This window comes from Pseudomonas sp. L13, from assembly GCF_009935965.1.
Lineage (GTDB): Bacteria > Pseudomonadota > Gammaproteobacteria > Pseudomonadales > Pseudomonadaceae > Aquipseudomonas > Aquipseudomonas lactis.
Genome location: NZ_QODJ01000007.1, coordinates 72,491 through 91,325, shown reverse-complemented (window position 1 = coordinate 91,325; position 18,835 = coordinate 72,491). Strand labels below are relative to the sequence as shown.

The window sequence follows — 18,835 nt, the reverse complement described above, 5'->3', positions numbered from 1 at the left end:
TCGGGAAGTCGGTGGGGTTCAGCCGGCGACGAGCTGCCGCGCCGCGCCAATGCGCCAGCGGGTCAGATGCTCGTCGGCATAGCGACGCACACAGCGCAGCACGGCGCTTTCGTGCTGCACGAGGAAGAAGTGGTGGCCGTCAAACATGTCCAGGGAAAACCCACTGGCGGCCTCAAGTTGCCAGTCGAGCAACTGGTCGGCACGTACGCTGTCCTGCTTGCCTCCGAACACATGGATCGGCAGCGCCAGGGGCTGGCGCTCGCCATAGATGAAACTGCCGCACAGCAGAAAATCGGCACGCAGGATCGGCAACATCAGTTGCATCAACTCAGGGTTGGCCAGGGCTTCCTCGGCGGTGCCTTGCAATTGCCGCAGGCGGGCGATGAGTTGGGCATCGGTCTTTTCGACGGCGTACTCGCTCACATCACGACGCGCCGGGCCCGCCGTACCGGACGCAAACAACGCCAGGGGCGCAGGCAGATTGCGCGCGTTTAAAGCGTGAGCCAATTCAAACGCCAACAGCCCGCCAAGGCTATGGCCGAACAAGGCATAAGGGCCATCCAGATCACGGCTGATTTCTTCAGCAAGCTGCGCGGCCAAGGCCTTGATATCGCGCTGCAACGGCTCGTCCATGCGCATGCCGCGCCCCGGCAATTCCAGCGGGCACACCTGCAGCCAGTCCGGCAGCACCCGGCGCCAGCGCGCATAGACCGAGGCGCTGGCGCCTGAATGGGGCAGGCAAAACAGGCGTAGCCGCAGGGGCGTACTCATCGCGCGAGGACTCCAAACTGAAACACGCTGAATGCACGATAAAAACCCATCTGGTCCTCCTGCGGGTGCTGATCCTTGGCCGTTGTACTAACGAACCTGTCACCCATGAGAACGGACGGAGCCTTCAAATAATTAGTCGCCGGGGGCGAGCGAGACGTGGTTCACACCTTCGCCAAAGGCATAAGATTAGTTCGTCTTCTCATTTGACAATCATTATCATTCAGCATAATTTGTTGCCCGATGTGTAGGAGGCCTCAGCAGGGATGCCCTCCCCTAACCTATTAGCAACAAGGTGATTTCCATGACGGAACAAGTATCCACAGGCAGGTGCGATTCACCCCTTCTCCAGGCGTTCGTCGACAATCGGCTGATCCTGGTGAAGATCGCGGCCCGCATCACCGGGTGCCGCTCCCGCGCCGAAGACGTGGTGCAAGACGCGTATTTTCGGTTGCAGTCGGCGCCGACCATCACCTCATCGTTCAAGGCCCAACTGAGTTATCTGTTCCAGATCGTGCGCAACCTGGCGATCGATCACTACCGCAAGCAGGCCCTGGAGCTCAAATACTCCGGGACCGAAGAGGAAGGCTTGAATGTGGTTATTCACGGCGCTTCACCGGAAACCTCGCACATCAATTTCAACACCCTGGAAAACATCGCCGACGCCCTGACGGAGTTGCCACAGCGCACCCGCTACGCGTTCGAGATGTACCGCCTGCATGGCGTGCCGCAAAAAGACATCGCCAAGGAGCTTGGGGTGTCGCCGACCTTGGTGAACTTTATGATTCGCGATGCGCTGGTGCATTGCCGCAAGGTGTCGGGTAGCCATAGCGATACGTTTGCGCGGCGGGTTTGAGCGCAGCGAGGGCATTCTGGGTAAGGGCCCACGGTAACCACGATGCGAAGCGAGTCGCTCTTGCTCTTGATCTGCTTTTGATCTTGATCTTAAGCGCCCCGTCAAATCACGCTGGCCGAACGCAGGCTTGAATTCGTGGGTAACCCGGCAGGACGCCGGGTTAGCCGTCCTGGGCCAAGGATGGCCCATGACGGCGGCCCACGGATTCAAGCCGGAGTGAGGGCACACCGAGCCTAGGCGAGGTGCCGAGTGGTGGGGCAAGAGCCTTTTGCTTACTTTTGGGCTCTTTTCAAAAGTGAGCCGCTGTCAGAGCGGAACCCTAAGTGGCCGTTACCGCAGGAATGGATATGTACTCGGTATAACTGCGTCGACTGTCAGCCCGCATTCGCGAGCAAGCCCGCTCCCACAGTTTGATGTGGGGTGTCAGGTAGATTGGCGCCGGCTAGCAGGCCGCTATCGCAGGCAAGCCAGCTCCCACAGTTGATCCCACTGAGCCCGATGGATTTTATTTACAAAGACCTCAGGGCAGCGGCGTCACATCAATACGATACGGCTCAAAAATTTTCAGCATCTGGCCACTGTCGCGCAGACGCTTGAGCAGTTCGGCAAACGCCTCCCCCGTGATCGGTGCCTTCGGCCGCAGCAACGCATAATGGTGATACACCTGATCAATACGCTCCGACACCAAAAACTGCCCCGCCATGTCCGCGTTGCGCACCATGAAATCACTCAGGTACGAACGGGTAACCAACGCAATATCCGCACGCCCACGGGCAACCATCAGCAAATTACTGTCATGGGAATAGGTCAACGTCGCATTGAAACGCTCGGCCATGTTCTTGGGATCAGGATTGAAGTCAGCAAAGGCATAGTGATACCCGCTGAACACCGCCAGGCGCTTGCCGGTGAGGTCGGCAAAATAACCCTGGTCGCGCCCAGGCTGACGCTGAGCAACAAAAATCTCCGCATCTTCCAGCCCCATATCAACACTGGTATGCGCAATATTCTGCCAACCCCAAGACGGGTTTTCGAAGATCGCCATGTCAACCCGGCCTTGCTCGAAGTCACGAAAACGCCGGGGAATCGAGGTAGGCACCACCACAAACTGGTAATCAGTTTGCGCAGCGTTCAACGCCTCGACCAATTGCGGCAGCAACCCGGTGTCGGCGCCTTGTTCGGGGCGTACGGTGTAGGGCGGAAAATGCGCCGCGCCGATTCTCACCAACTGCGCGGCACCGACCTGCGTCCACGCGGCGGTGCCCAGTGCCCATAAAGTAAGTCCTGCAGCCAGCCGCCATGGCGAAAACATCGAGGCACACACCGTTGAAGAGTTTAATGCCGATAAGCTAGGCGTTTTTACTGGGGGAGACAACTTTCGCCAGCAAATTAATAACTTGCGCCTCAGTCCGACTTCAGCACCATCAACAGGGCCTCTTCGGCCAACTCTTCAAGGGTCAGGCTGCCTTGGGCGCGAAACCAGGTGGTGGTCCAGGACAAGGCGCCAGTGAGGAAGCGCCGGGTGATAAACACATCGCCCCGGATGTAGCCAGCGGCCTTGGCCTCGCCCAGCACCTGCAACCAGATCTGCTCGTACACGTCACGCAGGGCCAGCACGTGCGCCTGGCCTTCGGCCGACAACGAGCGCCATTCGTAGACCAGCACCGCCATGGCCTCGCCACTGCCGCCCATGATCGACTGCAACTCGCAGCGGATCAGCGCCAGCACGCGTTCACGCACCGTGCTCGCCTCCTCCAGTGAAGCGCGCATCATCGCGGTGTTGTAATGGATGGTTTCCTCCATCACCGCACGCAATATCTCATCCTTGCTCTTGAAGTGATGGAAGATGCTGCCGGACTGGATGCCCACGGCGCTGGCCAGATCTCGCACAGTGGTGCGCTCGAACCCCTTGTTGCGAAACAGATGAGCCGCGGTTTGCAGCAACTTGCCGCGGGCGCTCTCGGGGTCGGTCAATTGGCCTGCGTCGACCATGGTGCGCATCACCCCCAGGGCTTTGTGCTCATCCATGCTGCTCTCCTTCACGTCTACTGTCGTCTTGGCCGGCAATTTAGGCCGTGACTGCCACCCAAGCAAGCGCTTGGGTAAAACTTGTGACTGGAGTTTACAAACCAAGCGCTTGCTTGGTAGTCTCGACGCCAGCCCTTGGAGGAAGGATTTCTCATGAGCAAGACGGTACGTATCGGCTGCGCCAGCGCCTTTTGGGGCGACACCTGCACCGCCGCCGCCCAATTGGTGCAGGGCGGCGCCCTGGATTATCTGGTGTTCGATTACCTGGCGGAAGTCACGATGTCGATCCTCGCCGGTGCCCGCCTGAAAGACCCCAAAGCCGGTTACGCCACGGATTTTGTCGAGGTGCTGACACCCCTGTTGGCGGATATCCAGCGCCAGGGCATCCGGGTAATCAGCAATGCCGGCGGTATCAACCCCCAGGCCTGCGCTGCCGCCCTGCAAGCGGCCTGCGATAGCGCGCACATCCCGCTGAAAATCGCCGTGTTGCTCGGCGATGACCTGCACCCTCAACTCAAACAGCTGCCGCCTGTCACCGATATGTTCAACGGCGCCCCACTGCCGCCCCTGTGCGTGTCCGCAAACGCCTACCTCGGCGCACCGGGCATTGCCCAGGCCCTGGGGCTCGGCGCTGATATTGTCATCACCGGCCGGGTGGTCGACAGCGCAGTGGTCAGCGCGGCACTGGTGCATGAATTCAACTGGTCGTGGCAGGACTACGATCACCTGGCCCAGGCCGCCCTGGCCGGGCATATCATCGAATGCGGCGCCCAATGCACCGGCGGTAACTTCACCGACTGGCGTGACGTGCCGGACTACGAACACATCGGCTTCCCTATCGTCGAAGTCAGCGCCGACGGCCAGTTCACCGTCAACAAGGTCGAGGGCAGCGGCGGGCTGATCAGCGAACTCAGCGTGGCCGAACAACTGCTGTATGAAATCGCTGACCCGCGCGCCTATGTGCTGCCAGATGTGATCTGCGATTTCAGCCAGGTCAAACTGCAGCAACAAGGCAAACATGCAGTGCGCCTGCACGGCGCCAAGGGCCTGCCACCCACCGACCAGTACAAGGTCAGCGCCACCTACCCCGATGGTTTTCGCTGTACCGCCAGTTGCCTGCTTGCCGGCATCGACGCGGTGGCCAAGGCCGAGCGGGTCAGCCAGGCGCTCATCAACAAGACCTCGGAGCTGTTCAGCCTGCGCGGCTGGGCGCCCTACACCGACGTCAACATCGAACTGCTCGGCAGCGAAGCCACCTACGGCGCCCACGCCCGGCGTGCGGATTGCCGTGAAGTGGTGGTGAAGCTGGCGGTGCGGCACCCGAGCAAGCAGGCGCTGGTGCTGTTCGCCCGCGAGATCGCCCAGGCGGCCACCGGCATGGCCCCGGGGCTGACCGGCATTGTTGGCGGGCGGCCGACGGTGTATCCGCTGATCCGGCTGTTTTCGTTCCTGGTCGACAAATCATCCTGCAGTGTTTCCATCGAGTACCAAGGCCAACGCCATGCCGTTGAGTTGCCCGCCTGCGCGCCCCTGCTCACGCCCGCTGCGCCCATCGAGCCAGCCAAGCCCCAGGGCCGTGCCGACGCCAGCGTGCCGTTGGTCAAACTCGCCGTGGCGCGCTCCGGTGACAAGGGCAACCACAGCAATATCGGCGTGATCGCCCGCCATCCGGACTATCTGCCGTGGATCGCCGAGGCCCTGACCCCGGAGGTGATCGTCGACTGGATGGACCACGTGCTCGACCCGATCCATGGCCGCGTCGAACGCTGGTACTTGCCCGGCAGCCACAGCCTCAACTTCCTGCTGGAAAATGCCCTGGGCGGTGGCGGCATCGCCAGTTTGCGCATCGACCCCCAGGGCAAGGCCTTCGCCCAGCAACTGCTGGAAATCCCCATCGCCGTCCCGCAACACATTGCCGACCAACTCAGCTAAAGGACCGTCGCCGTGGCCTTCGATTCGATCTTCAAAGCCGACCTGTTCCAGGGGCACACCGTGATTGTCACCGGTGGCGGCAGTGGCATTGGCCGCTGCACCGCCCATGAACTGGCGGCCCTTGGCGCCCGCGTGATCCTGGTGGGGCGCAAGCCGGACAAGTTGCAGCAGGTAGCCCAGGAAATTACCGAAGACGGCGGGGTCGCCCATTGGCGGGCCTGTGATATCCGCGATGAAGAGGCGGTGAAAGCACTGATCACGCAAGTTCTGCACGACCACGGTCCCATCCATGGCCTGGTGAACAACGCTGGCGGCCAATACCCGTCGCCACTGGCCGCGATCAACCAGAAGGGCTTTGAAACCGTGCTGCGCACCAACCTGGTGGGCGGTTTCCTGATGGCGCGGGAAGTGTTCAACCAGTCGATGAGCAAGCACGGCGGCGCAATCGTCAACATGCTCGCCGACATGTGGGGCGGCATGCCCGGCATGGGCCACTCCGGCGCGGCGCGCTCCGGCATGGACAACTTCACCAAGACCGCCGCGTTTGAGTGGGGCTATGCCGGGGTGCGCGTCAACGCCGTAGCGCCTGGCTGGATTGCCTCCAGCGGCATGGACACCTACGAAGGCGCGTTCAAGGCGGTGATTCCCACCCTGCGTGAGCATGTACCGCTCAAGCGCATCGGCACCGAGTCGGAAGTCAGCGCGGCCATCATATTCCTGCTCAGCCCGGCTGCGGCCTTTATCAGCGGCAGCACCCTGCGCATCGACGGCGCCGCCAGCCTGGGCAGCCGCGCATGGCCGCTGCACAAGGCGCAGGCGCCGAGCGAGCCGTTCAATGGGTTCCACCGCGCTTACCTGCCGGATGTGCTCAAGGCGGAGCAATAACGCCATGCCAGTCATTGAAACCCTGATCGACCCCAACAGCCCAACGTTCGCGCAAAACCGCGAAGCCATGCTGGCGTCCATCGCCCAGTTGCGCCAGCTGGAACACACCCTGCTGGCCAAGGCCCAGGAAGCCAAGCCCAAGTTCGACAAGCGCGGCCAATTGCTGCCCCGTGAGCGCCTCAACCTGCTGCTGGACCCCGGCGCGCCGTTCCTGGAGCTGGCCAGCCTGGCCGGCTACAAACTCCACGACGACAAGGACGGCAGCGCCGCCGGTGGCGGGCTGATCGCCGGTATCGGCTATGTCAGCGGCGTGCGCATGCTGGTGGTGGCCAACAACAGCGCGATCAAGGGCGGCACCATTTCCCCTTCCGGGCTGAAGAAATCCCTGCGCCTGCAACAGATCGCCATGGAGAACAAATTGCCGGTGGTGACTCTCGCCGAAAGCGGCGGCGCCAACCTCAACTACGCCGCCGAGATTTTCGTCGAAGGCGCGCGCAGTTTTGCCAACCAGGCGCGCATGTCGGCCATGGGCTTGCCGCAGATCACCGTGGTACACGGCTCGGCCACGGCCGGCGGTGCGTATCAGCCGGGCTTGTCGGACTACGTGGTGGTGGTGCGCGGCAAGGCCAAGCTGTTTCTCGCCGGACCACCGTTGCTCAAGGCCGCCACCGGTGAAATCGCCACCGATGAAGAACTGGGGGGCGCGCAGATGCACGCGCAAACCGCCGGCACCGCTGAGTACCTGGCCCAAGACGATGCCGACGGCGTGCGCATCGTGCGTGAAATTGTGGGCCTGCTGCCCTGGAATGACCGCTTGCCGCACGCGCCCCAACGCGCCTATCGCGAACCGCTGTACCCGATTGAAGAGCTGTTGGGGCTGATCCCCGAAGACCCGAAAAAACCCTACGACGTGCGCGAAATCCTGGCGCGCCTGGCTGACGGTTCCAACCTGTTGGAATTCAAGGGCGAGTTCGACCCCCACACCATCTGCGCCCATCTGCATATCCAGGGGCGCGCGGTGGGAGTGATCGGCAACAACGGCCCCATCACGCCGAAGGGCGCGAGCAAGGCCGCGCAGTTTATCCAGCTGTGCGACCAGAGCCGTACGCCGTTGCTGTTTTTGCACAACACCACCGGTTTCATGGTGGGCACCGAGTCGGAACAGCAAGGGGTGATCAAGCACGGCGCGAAGATGATCCAGGCAGTGGCCAACGCCCGAGTGCCTAAACTCACCATCGTCGTCGGTGGCTCCTACGGTGCCGGCAACTACGCAATGTGCGGCCGCGGCCTGGACCCGCGCTTTATCTTCGCCTGGCCCAACAGCCGCACCGCGGTGATGGGCGGCGCACAAGCGGGCAAGGTGCTGCGCATTGTCACCGAGGCCAAGCAACTCAAAGACGGCCTGGTGCCCGACCCCAAGGTGCTCGACATGCTTGAACAGGTCACCGCGCAGAAACTCGACAGCCAGTCCACCGCCCTCTACGCCAGCGCCAACCTGTGGGACGACGGGCTGATTGATCCACGGGACACCCGCACCTTGCTCGGGTTTTTGCTGGATATCTGTCACGAAGCCGAACTGCGGCAACTGCAACCGAACACCTTCGGCGTAGCGCGCTGATCGTTCCCACGCTCCGCGTGGTAACGCCAACCAGGACGCTCCGCGTCCCAACCGGGAGAACAACAAAAATGATCTTCACCCAGGAACACCAGGAACTGCGCCGCACCGTGCGCGCCTTCGTCGACCGCGAGATCAACCCGCACGTGGATGAATGGGAAAAAGCCGGGCGCTTTCCCATTCACGAGATCTTCCGCAAGGCCGGCGACCTCGGCCTGCTGGGTATTTCCAAACCAGAAAAATTCGGCGGCATGGGCCTGGACTACAGCTATTCCATCGTCGCCGCCGAAGAGTTCGGCACCATCCGCTGCGGCGGCATCCCCATGTCCATCGGCGTACAGACCGACATGTGCACCCCGGCCCTGGCGCGCTTCGGCTCCGATGAGCTGCGCGAGGAGTTCCTGCGCCCAGCCATCAGCGGCGAACAGGTGGGCTGCATCGGCGTCTCGGAAACCGGTGCCGGCTCCGACGTGGCCGGGCTCAAGACACATGCGCGCAAGGATGGCGACGACTATGTGATCAACGGCAGCAAGATGTGGATCACCAATTCACCCAGCGCCGACTTCATCTGCCTGCTGGCCAACACCTCGGACGACAAGCCGCATATCAACAAGTCGCTGATCATGGTGCCGATGAACAGCCCCGGCATCAGCATCAGCCCGCCCCTGGAAAAACTCGGCATGCACAGCTCCGAGACCGCCCAGGTGTTTTTCGACGGCGTGCGCGTGCCGCAACGCAACCGCATCGGCCACGAAGGCGCTGGCTTCATGATGCAGATGTTGCAGTTCCAGGAAGAACGCCTGTTCGGCGCGGCCAATATGATCAAGGGCCTGGAGCACTGCATCGACAGCACCATCGAGTACTGCAAGGAGCGCCAAACCTTCGGCAAGGCGCTGATCGACAACCAAGTGATCCACTTTCGCCTGGCAGAACTGGCCACCGAAATCGAATGCCTGCGCGCCTTGGTCTACCAGGCCACCGAGCAGTACATCAAGGGCCAGGACGTCACGCGGCTCGCCTCCATGGCCAAGCTCAAGGCCGGGCGCCTGGGCCGTGAGGTCAGCGACAGTTGCCTGCAATATTGGGGCGGCATGGGCTTCATGTGGGACAACCCGGTGGCCCGCGCCTATCGCGATGTGCGCCTGGTGTCGATTGGCGGCGGTGCCGACGAAATCATGCTGGGCATCATCTGCAAACTGATGGGCACCCTGCCCGGTAAAAAGCCATGAATACCTTGCTGCTCGAAGCCCATAACGGCGTGCTGCACATCACCCTCAACCGCCCCGAATGCCGCAATGCGATGAGCCTTGAAATGGTCAATGAACTGCGTGCGGTACTGGCGCAGTTGGACAGCCAGGTGCGTGCCGTGGTGATCAGCGGCGCGGGTGGGCATTTTTGCGCGGGGGCCGATGTGAAGGATCTGGCTCGCGCCGGGGGGCAGTTGCAAGCATTGAACCGTGCATTTGGCACCTTGCTGCAAGAGGTGCAGGCGCTGGCGCAGGTGGTGATCGTGGTGCTGCAAGGCGCGGTGCTGGGCGGTGGGTTCGGGCTGGCGTGTGTGAGTGATATTGCGATTGCAGCAGGCCAGGCGCAGTTCGGCTTGCCTGAGACCCGCCTGGGGTTGCTGCCGGCGCAGATTGCGCCCTTTGTGGTCAAGCGTATTGGCCTTACCCACACGCGGCGCTTGGCGCTGACGGCGGCGCGGTTTGATGGGGTGGAGGCCGGGCGGCTGGGCGTGGTGCATTTTGTCGAGCACGACTCGCAGGCATTGGCGCAGCGGGTGGAAGAGGTATTGGGGCAGGTATTGCAGTGTGCGCCAGGGGCGAATGCACGGACCAAGACCTTGTTGTTGGCCAGTGTGGATGAGCCCCTTGAGGCAGTGCTGGATCGCGGGGCGCAGTGGTTTGCCGAGGCGGTGAGGAGTGAGGAAGGGGTTGAGGGGACGCAGGCGTTTGTGCAGAAGCGAAAGCCGAGTTGGTCTGGATGACGCCATTGCAGGCAAGCCAGCTCCCACAGGGAAACATATTTCAAATGTGGGAGCTGGCTTGCCTGCGAAGAGGCCCTATCACACGCCACATTCATCAAGGGATAACCCAATGCCCGCCTTCACCAAGATCCTGATCGCCAACCGCGGCGAAATTGCCTGCCGCATCCAGCGCACCGCCCAGGCCCTGGGCTATCGCACCGTGGCCGTCTACAGCGACGCGGATACCGATGCCCTGCACGTACAGATGGCCGACGAAGCCGTGCACATCGGCCCGGCGCCCGTACACCAGTCCTACCTGAACACACAGGCCATCCTCACCGCCGCCCAACTGACCGGCGCCGACGCCATTCACCCCGGCTACGGCTTCCTCTCGGAAAACCCTGACTTCGCCCGCGCCTGCCAACAGGCCACGCTCACCTTCATCGGCCCTAGCGCCGAGGCGATCGAACTGATGGGCAGCAAACGCCTGTCCAAACTCGCCATGCTCGACGCCGGCGTGCCCTGCATCGCCGGCTACCAGGGCAGCGCCCAGGACGATGCCACCCTGCAACAGGAAGCCGAGCGCATCGGCTTCCCACTGATGATCAAGGCCAGCGCCGGTGGCGGTGGGCGTGGCATGCGCCTGGTGCACCAGCGCGAACAGTTGCTGGAGCAATTGCGCACCGCACGCTCGGAAGCCATGAATGCGTTCGGCAGCGACGAGTTGATTCTCGAACAGGCGCTGATCGACCCGCGCCACGTGGAAGTGCAACTGTTCGGCGACCGCCATGGCAACCTCATCTACCTCGGCGAGCGCGACTGTTCGATCCAGCGCCGCCATCAGAAAGTCATCGAAGAAGCGCCCTGCCCCGTGATGACGCCCGAACTGCGCCAGGCCATGGGCGAGGCCGCGCTCAAGGCCGGGCGGGCGGTGAATTATGTGGGCGCCGGCACCGTGGAGTTTCTGCTCGACCGTAACGGTCAGTTCTATTTCCTGGAAATGAACACGCGCCTGCAAGTGGAACATCCCGTTACCGAGATGATCACCGGCCTCGACCTGGTGGACTGGCAGTTGCAGATCGCCGCCGGGCAAGCGCTGCCACTTACCCAGGCACAGGTGACCCTGACCGGCCACGCCATGGAAGTGCGCCTGTACGCCGAAGACCCGGCCCAGGGCTTCCTGCCGCAAACCGGTGACGTGTTGCGTTGGGAACCCGCCCCCGGCGTGCGCATCGACCATGGGTTGCGTGAAGACCAAACCATCAGCCCGTTCTACGATCCGATGCTGGGCAAGATCATCGCCCACGGCGCCAGCCGCGAAGAAGCCCGGCGAAAACTGCTGCGGGCCGTGGAAGACACGATATTACTGGGCGTAGCGACCAACCAGCGCTTGCTCATCGACCTGCTCAAGCACCCGGACTTTATCGCCGGCGACTTCAGCACGGCCTTGATCGCCGAACACTTCAGCGTCATCCCACAGCACACGGCGAGCGCTGAACAACTCTCGCTGGCCGCCGCGCTGTTTTATCAACACAGCGCCAACCAGCACTCACATGCCCTCGCGCGCTGGCGCAACACGGCGAGTGCCCCGGTGACGTACCGCCTGGAGGCCAACGGCCAACTCCACAGCGTCAGCGTTGAAGACCTGCTACTCACCACCGACGGTCGCCACGCCACCTTTGTCATCAAGGGGGTTCGCCGCCGCATCGCCTATCACCTGGACGGCAACCGGCTGTGGCTGCCAGGGCTGACCGTCACCGACCGCACCCAGCAAGTCGCCAGCCGCCCGGCCGATGCCAGCAGTGGCACGGTCCAGGCACCCATGGACGGCGCCATTGTCGATATACGGGTGTGCGTCGGTGAGAACGTCAGCAAAGGCCAACTGTTGCTGGTGCTCGAAGCGATGAAAATGGAGCACCCGTTGAAGGCCGGTATCGATGGCACGGTCAAGGAACTGCGCGTCGTGACGGGCGATCAGGTGCGCAACCGCCAGGTTTTGCTGGAGATCGAATAACGCCCCTAGGCGGAACTACAGGGCCGGGCTACGCTCTATCCCCATCAGGAAGGGACGAGTACGGGAACCTGCACCATGCCTCATTGGCTGATTATTGACCTTGAAGCCACAACGGATGACGGCGGCTGGCCCGTGACGGAGATGGAAGTCATCGAGATCGGCGCCAGCCTGGTCAACCGCCAGGGCCGCGAACTGGACCACTTCCAGCGCTTTGTGCGGCCCTTGCGGCGGCCATTGCTGACGCCCTTTTGCCGCAAACTCACCCATATCACCCAGGCCAATATCGACATGGCCGCGCCGATCACCGAGGTATGGCCACTGTTCGAGCGCTGGCTGGGCCAACATCAGCCACGCCTGGAAGGCTGGGCCAGCTGGGGGGATTATGACCGCGTGCAGCTTGAACTGGAGTGGCAGCGCCACGGCCTCGCCAGCGCCCTGGGCGACACCCCGCATGTGAACCTCAAGCAACGCTTTGCCAAGGCCCGGCGCCTGGACAAACCGCTGGGGCTCAATGGGGCGCTGCAATTGGCCGGGATGCAATTCAATGGCCAGCAGCATCGCGCCCTGGAGGATGCACGCAATACCGCGCGCCTGCTGCCGCTGATATTGCCGGTCTAGGCAGCGTCCACAGCCTTGGGCATACTGGCCAGCCAATTTCCTTTGATGCTACCCACCTGTAGGAGCGAGCTTGCTCGCGAAGATCGCCAACGAAAACCCAGCGCTTCTGGTTAAACGCGGTGTTCTCAGGTTTCTCGCGAGCAAGCTCGCTCCTACAGTGGTTGGCGTAAGCCTTGACCTTTTTCCGAGGATTCACCCATGTTCAAAGTCAACGAGTACTTCGACGGCACCGTCAAGTCGATCGCTTTCGGCACCGCAGAAGGTCCGGCGACCATCGGCGTGATGGCTCCGGGTGAATACGAATTTGGCACCGCCCAACGCGAAATCATGCACGTGGTCTCCGGCGCCCTGACCGTGAAGCTGCCTGAGAGCAGCGACTGGGAAACCTTCGCCGCCGGCAGCCAGTTCCACGTCCCGGCCAACAGCAAGTTCCAGTTGAAGGTCGCGGTGGACACCGCCTACCTGTGTGAATACCGCGGCTAAGCAGTACCCGCCACACAAAAAAGCCCGTCTCTCACGAGACGGGCTTTTTTTATTCCAGCACCGTTACCGGCATGCCGACTTCCAGGCGCCCAATGCCATCGTTGACCAGGTTCTGGCCGAACATCGCGCCCTTTTCGGTCTTGCGGTAGGTTTCCAGCGTGGCGAAGGGCTCGCGGTCGGCGCTGCGTTCGCCGGTCTGGGGGTCGATGGTGGTGAGGATGCACCGCGAGCACGGCTTGACCACCCGAAACTCCACGTCGCCGATGCGCACGCGCTTCCAGCCATCTTCGGCGAAAGCCTCGGCGCCTTCGATGACCAGGTTGGGACGAAAACGCAGCATCTCCATCGGGCGACCGATCTTCGTACACAGATCGTCGAGGGAGCCCTGGCCGATCAACAGCAAGGGGTAGCCGTCAGCGAAGCCGACCTTGTCGTCATCCTTGCCATACCCGGCTTCGGTGGTGCGCGCTCGTTCCAGGGGCAGTTGCACCAGGCGCGTCGGCTTGCCAATGAACGCGCTGACCCAGGCCGCGGCCGCATCGCCAGCATCCGGCACGCGCAGGGTGTCACGCCAGATGGTCACACCACGCAGTTCGCTGGCGCTGCCTGGCAATGCCACGTCCAACGGCGCGTAGCCCGGCGAACTCAGGGTCAGGCCCCCGCTGCTGTTCCACAACGCGATGAGCTGGCTCATCTTCGCCACGGCCCGCTGCGTCAGGAACCGCCCGCTGGCTTCATCCACCAGCATCCAGCGTCGATCCCCGTCCAACCCGAGTTTATCCAGGCCAATCTGCTGCAAGGCTTCGGCCTTGCCGGACTTCAAGGGGTAACGGTACAACGCGCTGAGACGCAGCATGGGCCTGCCTTCCTAGGAAACAAAGTGTCATCCTAAAGTCAGGCGGGCATTTCGTCCAACATCAGACGCTGACGCACCACATCCACCAGCTTGTCCGGCTGGAATTTGGAGAGGAAATTGTCGCAGCCGACCTTCTTGACCATCGAGTCGTTGAAGCTGCCCGACAACGAGGTGTGCATCACCACATAGAGGCCACGCAGGCGCGGGTCGTTGCGGATCTCGGTGGTGAGACGGTAGCCATCCATCTCGGGCATTTCGGCGTCGGTGAAGATCATCAGCAGTTTGTCGGTCATCATCTGGCCGCTGTCGGCCCAGGCCTTGAGCATGTTCAGTGCCTTGAGGCCGTCGCTGGCAATGTGCATCTTCACGCCCAACTGGCCCAGGGTGTCGCGCAACTGCGACAAGGCCACGTTGGAATCATCCACCAGCAGCACTTCACGGCCACGGGCACGCTCCAGCACCGGGTCTTCAAGTTTGTCCCGGGAGACCTTGGCGTTGTAGGGCACGATCTCGGCGAGGACTTTTTCCACGTCGATGATTTCCACCAGTTGCTCGTCGACCTTGCTGATGGCCGTGAGGTAGTGCTGGCGACCGGCGCTGGTCGGCGGCGGCAGGATGGCTTCCCAGTTCATGTTGACGATTCGGTCGACGCCACCCACCAGGAACGCCTGCACCGAGCGGTTGTACTCGGTGACGATAATGGTGCTGTTGGGGCCCGGCACCAAAGGCCGCATGCCGATGGCCTGAGACAGGTCGATCACCGGCAGGGTCTGGCCACGCAGGTTGACCACGCCGCAAACAAAGGGATGGCGCTGGGGCATCAGGGTCAGTTTGGGCAGTTGCAACACTTCCTGCACCTTGAACACATTGATCGCGAACAACTGCCGTCCGAAAAGGCGGAACATGAGAATTTCCAGGCGATTCTCACCCACCAATTGCGTGCGTTGATCTACCGTGTCGAGAATGCCGGCCATTGAAAGCTCCTGGTGTACACGCAGGTGTGCGCTGAAGGGGTGTGCGGTTCGTATAGGCGGTTATCGGCGGCAAGCGCCAAACCTTGACCCTGTTAAAATGCCACGCAAACACGTTGATGTCACACTGACATCATGCTTTACTGCATTCACCCCTCTCAACGCTTACAACGACCCCGCACGACACTCGAATCGGCGCGCGGTTCCCCCATGTAAGGGATTCCCCTATGCGCAATCGGGCCCAACCTGATATTCGCGATATCTAATAGCCATTAATGTGACGCCATTCTCATTGCATGAATGGAGTCAGGCTTTTGTTTGCCAACCCAAGCCCTTGGTCTGCGGGCCTTTCAGGCACTCACGTATCGGCAACTGAAGTTGCGTCATCTCGCATAACAGCGGCTAAAGGCGGCATTCGTGAGTTTTTCAATAAACGTCCTACTGGATTATCGGAAGCAGCCTACACACCCCAGTCGTATTTCAGCGCTAGTTTTAAGCCATTCACCCGGTGCGACATCTCATCACCCGACCTTAAGTTGTGGAGACTTGCATGATGAATAGCGCGAACGAATGGCAAACCGCACTTCCCGAGTTTTTGCTGGAAGCCGAAATGCTGCTGGCCAAGTCTGAGGAATGCCTGAACCACCTGCATTTGATCCGCAATGACAGCGACGCCATCGACTGCATGAAAACCAGCCTGGCCAAACTGGCTGAAAAGGCCGACGGCCTGGCCCTGCAGGCGATCAGCGAATTCTCCCGGCATATTCAATACCTGATCGCCAATGCTGTGAGCCCGGTGCAGCTGCATGACCAAGCCCTGGATGCGTTGCACGACTGCCTGACGTTACTGGCCTGGCAACTGGAGCTGATTGACATCCGTACCGGGGAACTGGGCCTGGATGACAGTGAGCAAACTTCGCTGATTGCCACGGTGACCTCGCAGATTCCGCAAAAAGACTACGGCCATCACCAGCTTCTACAGCAGAGGTCTTAATGCCAGGAAAGGTCGTATTTAATACCCAAGTTATCTAAAAGCGACCGTTTAAGCCAAAGATGAAACACTTCTAGAGGCTGAAGAAATATCAATTAGCCAGCACCTTAAAAATTGTACAAATCAGTCTAACTAATACAACTCAAGAGCGCTGGCCTGACCGTCAGGGCATTGATGTGGTTAATATATCGACCGAGGAATATGCCAGGCGACCAACGGTAATAGTGGTGGTACCATGCCCCGCTCGAAATGAAGCAACTTCATTATGGATAACCACGATCCGGCACCGCACGCTCGACAGAGCCCAGTCAACCGCCGTGACCGGTCTTCGCGCAGTGAACCCTCATTGGCTCCATCCGCTATGTACGCCAGCCTCAAATCACTCATCACAAGGTTCGTGTGCCGCAGCCATGCACGCCACCTCATCTTTGCCCTGTGCCTGTGCTCGCTGCTGGTCAGCCTATGGGTTTACCTGCAAGGTGCGCCGCTGCCGTTAGTGATTGTGTTACTCAACCTGGCCACGTTGGCGGTGGTAGCCCTGCACCAGTGGCGCTCGCGCAAAGCCATCAAGTTTCAGCCCCAGGAACTGGCCGACCGCCTGCTGCAAGTCCAGGAAAACGAACGCCACCGACTCAGCCGCGAGCTGCACGATGACATCGGCCAACTGCTGACCGCCGCCAAGCTGCAAAGCGAATGGCTGCAGCGTCGCCTGCCCCAAGACCTGCAAAGCCATTGTTCGGTGCTGTGCAACACGCTCAATGAAACCCTGGCCAAGGTGCGTGACGTGTCCGCCATCCTCAACCCTCGCCAACTGGCAAGCCTGGGGCTGGAAGCCAGCCTGCGCGCGCACCTGCTCAAGACCCTGGAAAATACCCAGGTGTGCTGGAGCCTGGAGTGCCAGCAACGGCTCACCGGCATTCCCGAAGAAATGGCCGTGGCGGCCTTTCGCATCACCCAGGAAGCGGTCACCAACATGCTGCGCCATGCCAACGCGCACAACCTGCTGGTGCGCCTGCAACGCTTGCCTGAAGGGCTGTCGCTGATGATCTGCGATGACGGCCAGGGCTTCGAACCTGCCGCCGACCCCGCCAAGGTAGGCCAACGGGGCATGGCCGGCATGTGCGAACGGGCCCTTCAGTTGGGCGGCACCTTGTCCGTCAGCAGCCAGCCGGGCAAAGGCGCACGTATCCACGCACTTTTCCCCTGGGCACCCCGCGCCCTCGAACGGGCCAGTGCCCATAAGGTTCTGCAGTGACCTGCAATCTGCTCCTGGTCGATGACCATGCCTTGATTCGCGCCGGCGTGCGCGCACTGATCCTGGATATCCCTGGCTACAGCGTGGTTGGCGAGGCCAGCGATGGCGCGCAACTGCTTGAGACATTCAGCGCCCTGCAGCCCGACATTGTGCTGCTGGACCTGTCGATGAAACACACCGGCGGCCTGGATGCCTTGCAGCAACTCAAGCGCGCCTACCCCAAGTGCAAGGTGCTGATCCTGTCGATGCACACCGACCCCGAGATGATCATGCGCGCCCTGGAGTCTGGCGCCCACGGCTACCTGCTCAAGGACACCACCGCCCACGAACTGGAACACGCCCTGCAGGCGCTGCGTAACAACGAACGCTACCTGAGCCCCGCCATTGCCCACACGGTGATCAATCAGGCGCTGGTTCGCAGCCAGGGCCCGAGCACACCAGTCGCCCACAGCCACAACCTGACGGCGCGGCAATTGGAGATCCTGCGCTTGATCGTGCGCGGCAAATCCACCCGGGAAATTGCCCACGGCCTGGGCCTGAGCATCAAGACCGTCGAAGCCCACCGCTCGCAGATCATGAAGCGCTTGCAGATTTTTGACGTGGCGGGCCTGGTGTTATTTGCCGTGCGTGAGCAGATCATCAGCCTGGACGACTAACGGCGAACCCAGCGGCAAGTGCACGCGCAGGGCCTTGGGCAGCGCCTCGAAATGCAGATCGTCGCCTTCCAGCGGCTCACCGTCGAGGTTGATGTACAAGCCCTGTGCCACCTTGATCTTCACCCACGGCAGGCGCGCGCGCACAAACATGGTGTCCAGGCCCCAGCCGTTGTTCATCAACTCACGCAGCGTGCCAACCACTTCCTGGGGCGCCGGCAGAATGCTGACATCCAGCAGCCCGTCATCAGCCAATGCACCGGGGCACAACACATGCCCACCACCGGCCTGGCGACCGTTGCCGATACCCAGCGCGAGCAACTCGCCTTTCCAGTGGAAATCCGGGCCTTCCAATTCACCGTAGGCAGCTTTCAATTCACTGAAGCGGGTTAAACCGGTAAACAGGTAAGCGGCACCGCCCAAAACCTTCTTCAAATCTTCGGAGGTATTGGCCGTGACCTGGCTGCCAAACCCACCGGTGGCCATGTTCAGAAAGATTTGCCCACCCACCTGGCCAAGGTCGATGGCCCTGGGCTGTACGTCCAGCAAGGCCAGGGCGCCAGCCGGCTCCAACGGCACACCTGCCGCCTTGGCGAAATCATTGGCGGTGCCCAGGGGCATCAGCACCAGGCTGGCGTCAGTGTTGGCATGGGCCATGGCTTCAGCCACATCGCGCAGAGTGCCGTCGCCACCGCCGGCAATGATGTGGGTGTAGCCCGCGGCCAAGGCTTCATTGACCAGGCGCTGAGCATCGCCGCCCTCCCACGTCACCCGCACGGCCAGCTCCCCACCCTGCTCCCGCCGCGCCAGCACGGCAGCGCGCACATCCTCGTTGAGGGCTTGTTTGCCGTGGAGGATCAACAGGGCTCTGGGGGCGGTCATTTGAGGGAATCTCCTGGGTCTAGGTGCATGAAGGATGTTGACCCTGGGGGAACAGGAAAAGTCTG

The 18,835-nt window shown here is 61.7% G+C and carries 18 protein-coding genes; 12 read left to right on the top strand and 6 right to left on the bottom strand.

Annotation, left to right across the window (positions count from 1 at the left end; genetic code table 11):
• Positions 1 to 18: 18 nt before the first annotated feature.
• Positions 19 to 771, bottom strand: a complete 753-nt coding sequence (locus tag DK871_RS06690; protein WP_161904442.1) for a thioesterase II family protein — start codon at positions 769 to 771, stop codon at positions 19 to 21.
• 301 nt (positions 772 to 1,072) lie between these two features.
• Between DK871_RS06690 and DK871_RS06685 the strand changes: the two genes are divergently transcribed.
• Complete coding sequence (locus DK871_RS06685; protein ID WP_005789991.1) at positions 1,073 to 1,624, top strand: RNA polymerase factor sigma-70; 552 nt, start codon at positions 1,073 to 1,075, stop codon at positions 1,622 to 1,624.
• Positions 1,625 to 2,144: 520 nt separating this feature from the next.
• Here DK871_RS06685 and DK871_RS06680 read toward each other — a convergent pair.
• Positions 2,145 to 2,933: an ABC transporter substrate-binding protein gene (locus tag DK871_RS06680; protein WP_161904441.1), complete on the bottom strand. Its 789-nt coding sequence runs from the start codon at positions 2,931 to 2,933 to the stop codon at positions 2,145 to 2,147.
• A gap of 92 nt (positions 2,934 to 3,025) precedes the next feature.
• Positions 3,026 to 3,649: a TetR/AcrR family transcriptional regulator gene (locus tag DK871_RS06675; RefSeq protein ID WP_161904440.1), complete on the bottom strand. Its 624-nt coding sequence runs from the start codon at positions 3,647 to 3,649 to the stop codon at positions 3,026 to 3,028.
• 153 nt (positions 3,650 to 3,802) lie between these two features.
• On the opposite strand from DK871_RS06675, the gene DK871_RS06670 reads away from it, so the two are divergent.
• The 8 genes from DK871_RS06670 (at position 3,803) to DK871_RS06635 (ending at position 13,162) form a co-directional block, all read left to right on the top strand.
• On the top strand, positions 3,803 to 5,581 hold the full coding sequence (locus DK871_RS06670; protein WP_161904439.1) for an acyclic terpene utilization AtuA family protein: 1,779 nt from the start codon (positions 3,803 to 3,805) through the stop codon (positions 5,579 to 5,581).
• Between the two features lie 12 nt (positions 5,582 to 5,593).
• Positions 5,594 to 6,466, top strand: a complete 873-nt coding sequence (locus DK871_RS06665; protein ID WP_161904438.1) for an SDR family oxidoreductase — start codon at positions 5,594 to 5,596, stop codon at positions 6,464 to 6,466.
• A gap of 4 nt (positions 6,467 to 6,470) precedes the next feature.
• Positions 6,471 to 8,084 carry a geranyl-CoA carboxylase subunit beta gene (gene atuC / locus DK871_RS06660; protein ID WP_161904437.1) on the top strand — a complete coding sequence of 538 codons (1,614 nt, stop codon included), beginning with the start codon at positions 6,471 to 6,473 and terminating at the stop codon, positions 8,082 to 8,084.
• 68 nt (positions 8,085 to 8,152) lie between these two features.
• The gene (gene atuD, locus DK871_RS06655; RefSeq protein ID WP_161904436.1) at positions 8,153 to 9,310 is read left to right on the top strand and encodes a citronellyl-CoA dehydrogenase; all 1,158 of its coding nucleotides are present in this window, start codon (positions 8,153 to 8,155) and stop codon (positions 9,308 to 9,310) included.
• The gene (locus DK871_RS06650; protein WP_161904435.1) at positions 9,307 to 10,068 is read left to right on the top strand and encodes an enoyl-CoA hydratase/isomerase family protein; all 762 of its coding nucleotides are present in this window, start codon (positions 9,307 to 9,309) and stop codon (positions 10,066 to 10,068) included. Before atuD ends, DK871_RS06650 begins: the two co-directional genes overlap by 4 nt.
• Before the next feature lie 109 nt (positions 10,069 to 10,177).
• Positions 10,178 to 12,061, top strand: a complete 1,884-nt coding sequence (locus tag DK871_RS06645) for an acetyl/propionyl/methylcrotonyl-CoA carboxylase subunit alpha (protein ID WP_161904434.1) — start codon at positions 10,178 to 10,180, stop codon at positions 12,059 to 12,061.
• A 75-nt stretch (positions 12,062 to 12,136) separates the two neighbouring features.
• Positions 12,137 to 12,679, top strand: coding sequence for an exonuclease domain-containing protein (locus DK871_RS06640; RefSeq protein WP_019818536.1), 543 nt, complete (start codon positions 12,137 to 12,139; stop codon positions 12,677 to 12,679).
• Between the two features lie 198 nt (positions 12,680 to 12,877).
• Positions 12,878 to 13,162 (top strand): pyrimidine/purine nucleoside phosphorylase, encoded by a 285-nt coding sequence (locus tag DK871_RS06635; protein WP_003192883.1) that lies wholly within the window; start codon positions 12,878 to 12,880, stop codon positions 13,160 to 13,162.
• A 49-nt stretch (positions 13,163 to 13,211) separates the two neighbouring features.
• On the opposite strand, the gene DK871_RS06630 is transcribed toward DK871_RS06635, so the two are convergent.
• Positions 13,212 to 14,018, bottom strand: coding sequence for an MOSC domain-containing protein (locus DK871_RS06630; protein WP_161904433.1), 807 nt, complete (start codon positions 14,016 to 14,018; stop codon positions 13,212 to 13,214).
• Between the two features lie 38 nt (positions 14,019 to 14,056).
• The gene (locus tag DK871_RS06625) at positions 14,057 to 14,992 is read right to left on the bottom strand and encodes a chemotaxis protein CheV (protein ID WP_161904432.1); all 936 of its coding nucleotides are present in this window, start codon (positions 14,990 to 14,992) and stop codon (positions 14,057 to 14,059) included.
• 547 nt (positions 14,993 to 15,539) lie between these two features.
• Here DK871_RS06625 and DK871_RS06620 point away from each other — a divergent pair.
• From DK871_RS06620 to DK871_RS06610, 3 genes are all read left to right on the top strand, one after another.
• Positions 15,540 to 15,983: a hypothetical protein gene (locus DK871_RS06620; protein WP_178116027.1), complete on the top strand. Its 444-nt coding sequence runs from the start codon at positions 15,540 to 15,542 to the stop codon at positions 15,981 to 15,983.
• A 358-nt stretch (positions 15,984 to 16,341) separates the two neighbouring features.
• Positions 16,342 to 17,235 carry a sensor histidine kinase gene (locus DK871_RS06615; RefSeq protein ID WP_161904479.1) on the top strand — a complete coding sequence of 298 codons (894 nt, stop codon included), beginning with the start codon at positions 16,342 to 16,344 and terminating at the stop codon, positions 17,233 to 17,235.
• Positions 17,232 to 17,891, top strand: a complete 660-nt coding sequence (locus DK871_RS06610) for a response regulator transcription factor (protein ID WP_161904431.1) — start codon at positions 17,232 to 17,234, stop codon at positions 17,889 to 17,891. The genes DK871_RS06615 and DK871_RS06610 overlap by 4 nt, the downstream gene beginning before the upstream one ends.
• On the opposite strand, the gene yegS is transcribed toward DK871_RS06610, so the two are convergent.
• Positions 17,850 to 18,770: a lipid kinase YegS gene (yegS, locus tag DK871_RS06605; RefSeq protein ID WP_161904430.1), complete on the bottom strand. Its 921-nt coding sequence runs from the start codon at positions 18,768 to 18,770 to the stop codon at positions 17,850 to 17,852. The two genes, DK871_RS06610 and yegS, sit on opposite strands and share 42 nt — an antisense overlap.
• Positions 18,771 to 18,835 lie beyond the last annotated feature (65 nt).

Bases quoted from the DNA above. Each gene is read 5' to 3' on its own strand.
- DK871_RS06625 (WP_161904432.1), bottom strand. From the start codon at position 14,992: ATGGCCGGCATTCTCGACACGGTAGATCAACGCACGCAATTGGTGGGT.
- DK871_RS06615 (WP_161904479.1), top strand. From the start codon at position 16,342: ATGTACGCCAGCCTCAAATCACTCATCACAAGGTTCGTGTGCCGCAGC.
- DK871_RS06650 (WP_161904435.1), top strand. From the start codon at position 9,307: ATGAATACCTTGCTGCTCGAAGCCCATAACGGCGTGCTGCACATCACC.
- DK871_RS06630 (WP_161904433.1), bottom strand. From the start codon at position 14,018: ATGCTGCGTCTCAGCGCGTTGTACCGTTACCCCTTGAAGTCCGGCAAG.
- DK871_RS06640 (WP_019818536.1), top strand. From the start codon at position 12,137: ATGCCTCATTGGCTGATTATTGACCTTGAAGCCACAACGGATGACGGC.
- DK871_RS06680 (WP_161904441.1), bottom strand. From the start codon at position 2,933: ATGTTTTCGCCATGGCGGCTGGCTGCAGGACTTACTTTATGGGCACTG.
- DK871_RS06620 (WP_178116027.1), top strand. From the start codon at position 15,540: ATGATGAATAGCGCGAACGAATGGCAAACCGCACTTCCCGAGTTTTTG.
- yegS (WP_161904430.1), bottom strand. From the start codon at position 18,770: ATGACCGCCCCCAGAGCCCTGTTGATCCTCCACGGCAAACAAGCCCTC.
- DK871_RS06645 (WP_161904434.1), top strand. From the start codon at position 10,178: ATGCCCGCCTTCACCAAGATCCTGATCGCCAACCGCGGCGAAATTGCC.
- atuC (WP_161904437.1), top strand. From the start codon at position 6,471: ATGCCAGTCATTGAAACCCTGATCGACCCCAACAGCCCAACGTTCGCG.
- DK871_RS06685 (WP_005789991.1), top strand. From the start codon at position 1,073: ATGACGGAACAAGTATCCACAGGCAGGTGCGATTCACCCCTTCTCCAG.
- DK871_RS06635 (WP_003192883.1), top strand. From the start codon at position 12,878: ATGTTCAAAGTCAACGAGTACTTCGACGGCACCGTCAAGTCGATCGCT.
- DK871_RS06675 (WP_161904440.1), bottom strand. From the start codon at position 3,649: ATGGATGAGCACAAAGCCCTGGGGGTGATGCGCACCATGGTCGACGCA.
- DK871_RS06690 (WP_161904442.1), bottom strand. From the start codon at position 771: ATGAGTACGCCCCTGCGGCTACGCCTGTTTTGCCTGCCCCATTCAGGC.
- atuD (WP_161904436.1), top strand. From the start codon at position 8,153: ATGATCTTCACCCAGGAACACCAGGAACTGCGCCGCACCGTGCGCGCC.
- DK871_RS06670 (WP_161904439.1), top strand. From the start codon at position 3,803: ATGAGCAAGACGGTACGTATCGGCTGCGCCAGCGCCTTTTGGGGCGAC.